Origin of the sequence: uncultured Clostridium sp., from assembly GCF_947036855.1 — a bacterium.
Lineage (GTDB): Bacteria > Bacillota > Clostridia > Clostridiales > Clostridiaceae > Sarcina.
Genome location: NZ_CAMQRY010000174.1, coordinates 1 through 4,158 on the forward strand (window position 1 = coordinate 1; position 4,158 = coordinate 4,158).

The 4,158-nt window shown below is 29.8% G+C and carries 3 protein-coding genes; all 3 read left to right on the forward strand.

Features of this window, described 5'->3' with window-relative positions; all coding sequences use genetic code 11:
* Positions 1–1,635, forward strand: a 1,635-nt coding sequence (gene glgB, locus Q0V15_RS12190; protein WP_297439400.1) for a 1,4-alpha-glucan branching protein GlgB, incomplete at its 5' end; no start/stop codon positions are given.
* Between the two features lie 13 nt (positions 1,636–1,648).
* The gene (glgA, locus tag Q0V15_RS12195) at positions 1,649–3,082 is read left to right on the forward strand and encodes a glycogen synthase GlgA (RefSeq protein ID WP_297439402.1); all 1,434 of its coding nucleotides are present in this window, start codon (positions 1,649–1,651) and stop codon (positions 3,080–3,082) included.
* 53 nt (positions 3,083–3,135) lie between these two features.
* The coding region (locus Q0V15_RS12200) for a glucose-1-phosphate adenylyltransferase (RefSeq protein ID WP_297439405.1) at positions 3,136–4,158 on the forward strand (1,023 nt) is incomplete at its 3' end.

Sequence of the window (4,158 nt, forward strand, 5' to 3'; positions counted from 1 at the left end):
GGTGAAATATATAAATTTGCAATTGAAACAGAAGATGGAAAGATTCTTTTAAAGGCTGATCCATATGCTAGATTATCAGAACTCAGACCAGATACAGCATCTATTGTAACAACAGCTAATAATTATAAATGGCAGGATAAAAAATGGACTAATAGAAGGTTACAAGATTATCATAAATCGGCGATTAATATTTATGAAATACATCTTGGTTCATGGAAAATGAATGGAGAGGAATTTTTAAGTTATAGAGAAATAGCTGAAGTTCTACCTAGTTATTTATTAGAAATGAATTATACTCATGTTGAGTTTATGCCACTTATGGAACATCCTTTTGATAAATCATGGGGATATCAAACTACAGGGTTTTATGCTCCAACAAGTAGATATGGAAGTCCTGATGATTTAAGATATTTAATTGATAGATTACATGAGCAAAATATAGGAGTTATTCTTGATTGGGTTCCTGGACATTTTTGCAGAGATGATTTTGGTCTTGCAAGTTTTGATGGACAGGCAGTTTATGAATATGCTGAAGGTTGGAAAGCAAATAATTCAGGGTGGGGAACTTTGAATTTTGATTTAGGAAGACCAGAAGTTAAAAGCTTTTTAATTGCTAATGCAATGTATTATTTAAAAGAATTTCACTTTGATGGATTTAGAGTTGATGCTGTAAGCAATATGCTATATCTAAGTTATGGAAGGGAAAAAGGGGAGTGGACTCCAAACAGTGATGGTACTGATGTAAATAAGTATGCAGTTGAATTTATAAGAGAATTAAATTTAAATGTTAAGCTTAAACATCCAAAGGCTATAATGATTGCAGAGGAATCTACGATTTGGGAAAATGTATCAAAGAATTTTGAAGATGATGGACTTGGTTTTGATTTTAAATGGAATATGGGATGGATGAATGACTCATTAAAGTATATAGAAACAGATCCTATATACAGAAAACATGAACATAATAAATTGACATTTGGAATGATGTATAACCACAATGAAAACTTTATTCTTCCATTATCGCATGATGAAGTTGTACATGGTAAAAAATCTATGCTTGATAAAATGTGGGGAGATTATTGGAATAAGTTTGCTGGGCTTAGAGCTTATAGCACTTATATGATAGGACATCCAGGCAAGAAATTAATATTTATGGGAATGGAATTTGGTCAATTTATAGAGTGGAGTGAAGATAAACAGTTAGATTGGAATTTACCAGAAGAATTTGAGAGCCATAGAAAGTTACAGGAATATTTTAAAACTATAAATGGTATCTATAAAAATAATAAATCTCTTTGGAAATATGATTATGACGCTAAGGGATTTGAGTGGATAGATGCAGATAATAATGATGAAAGTATATATATTTTTATGAGAAGTGCAGAGCATCCTAAAAAAGATACTTTAATTTTCATTTGTAATTTTACACCTAATACGTATAAAGAATATAAGGTAGGAGTTCCTTATAATACTAAGTATAAAGAGATTATGAACTCTGATTCAGAAATGTTTGGTGGGTCTAACAAATTAAATACAGGAATTATAGAAGCGAAAGATAAAGCATCTCACAATCAAAAGTATTCTATTGATATAACTATCCCTCCTATGGGAGCTGTTATACTTGCAATCAAGTAAGGAGATTATATAAATGAAAATTTTATTTGTAGCAACAGAAGCTGCCCCATTTATAAAGAGTGGTGGACTTGGTGATGTAGTTGGAGCATTAAGCAAAGAACTCGTAAATCAAGGCGAAGATGTAAGAGTTATTTTGCCTAAATATAAAGATATAAAAGAGTGTTATAAAAGAGAAATGAAACACCTTAAATATATATTTATAAATGTTGGATGGAGAAGACAGTACTGTGGTATAGAAACATTAAAATATAAAAATGTTACCTACTATTTTGTAGATAATGAATATTATTATAATCGTGATGGTGTCTATGGATATTATGATGATGCAGAAAGAGTAGCATTTTTTGATAGAGCAGTTTTAGAAATTATTCCAGAGATTAACTGGTATCCAGATATTATTCATTGTAATGATTGGCAAACAGGAATGTTACCAGCTTTATATAAACTAGAGTACAAATATAAATATCCTTGTAAAGATATAAAAATAGTATTTTCAATCCATAATTTATTTTTCCAAGGAAATTATAACAAGTATATTCTACCAGAATTGTTTGGCTATGATATGCAGCCTTTTTATAATAAGAGTGTTGAATTTTATGGGGATGTTAGCTTTATGAAAGCTGCACTTACTTATTCAGATAGAATTTTAACTGTAAGTGAATCATATGCAAGGGAAATTCAAACTCCAGAGTATGGAGAGCGAATGGATGGATTACTCAGAAGTAGAGGTTGGGATTTACAAGGTATAGTAAATGGAATTGATTATGAGGACTACAATCCAGAAGATGATAATTTTATAGCGGCGAAATATAATTTTGATTCTATAGAAAATAAAAAAGTTAATAAGAGAGAGTTACAAAAGGAACTTGGGCTTGAAGTTTTAGAGAATACACCAATTATTTCACTTGTAACAAGACTAACAAAACAAAAAGGGATAGACCTTATAAGGGATTGTATAGAAGAAGTTCTACAAGGTGACGTTCAGCTTGTTGTTTTAGGAACTGGAGCTAGTGAGTATGAGGATTATTTTAGATATCTAGAAAATAAATATAGAGGAAAAGTAGTTTCAATAATAAACTTTGATATTGAACTATCACATAGAATATATGCAAGTTCAGATATGTTCCTTATGCCATCTGCATTTGAACCTTGTGGTCTTGGGCAGTTAATAGCTTTAAGATATGGAACTATACCGATTGTTAGAGAAACTGGTGGACTTCGAGATACTATAGAAGCATTTAATAAGTTTGAAGTAAGGGGAAATGGTTTTAGTTTTTATAATTATAGTTCTAAGGAACTTTTAAATTGTATAACTAAAGCTATGAATATATATAGTCAAAAAGATATGTGGAATGAAATAATTAAAAATGCTATGGAGTCAGATTTTAGTTGGAATAAATCAGCTAATAAATATAAAGAAATGTATAGAAATTTATTAAGATATTAAGCATTAAGATTTTAAAAAAGTTATATTAAAATATTGATTTGAGGGTGATTTTGATGAGACATAATGAAGAAATTATATCTATGATATTAGCTGGAGGAAAAGGAACTAGACTAGGAGTTTTAACAGAAAGCATTGCAAAACCTGCTATTCCATACGGTGGAAAGTATAGACTTATAGATTTCCCTTTAAGTAATTGTGCTAATTCAGGAATAGATACGGTTGGTGTTGTTACACAGTATAAGCCAAATGCTATATATAATCATATAGGAACAGGTGAGTCTTGGAATCTTAAGAAAATTGATAAATATGGAGTTAGTTTTTTACCTCCATATAAGGATAAGGATGAGGAGAGTTATTATACAGGAACAGCAAATGCAATATACCAAAATATAAAATATATAGATAATTTTAATCCAAAATATGTTCTTATTTTATCAGGTGATCACATATATAAAATGGATTATAAGAAAATGTTACAGCATCATAAGGATACAAATGCTACTGCAACTATTGCAACAATAGAGGTTCCAATGGAAGAAGCAAGTAGGTTTGGAATACTAAATTTAAATGCTGATACAACAATTCACTCATTTGATGAAAAACCAGAAATTCCAAGAAGTAATACTGCTTCAATGGGGATATATATATTTGATTGGAAGGTTCTTAAAGCTTATTTAATAGAAGATGAAAAAGATGAAATTTCAAGCCATGATTTTGGTAAAAATATAATTCCAACTATGCTTGAACGTAAAGAAAAATTAGTTGGATATAAATTTAATGGATATTGGAAAGATGTTGGAACAGTAGAAAGTCTTTGGAGTTCTAATATGGATTTGCTTGATCACAAATGTGAGCTTAGTCTTAATGATAAATGGAAAATTGCTGCAAGAGATGACGGATATGAAAAACATAAAGTTGGATTTGATGCAGTAATAAAACATTCAATACTTAGTGAAAACTGTGAGATTGATGGATATGTCCAAAAAAGTGTTATATCAAAAAACGTGAAAATTGGAAAAGGTGCATTTGTAAAAAATTCAGTTATTTTAGCAAATGCAGTTATAAAAGAAGATGCA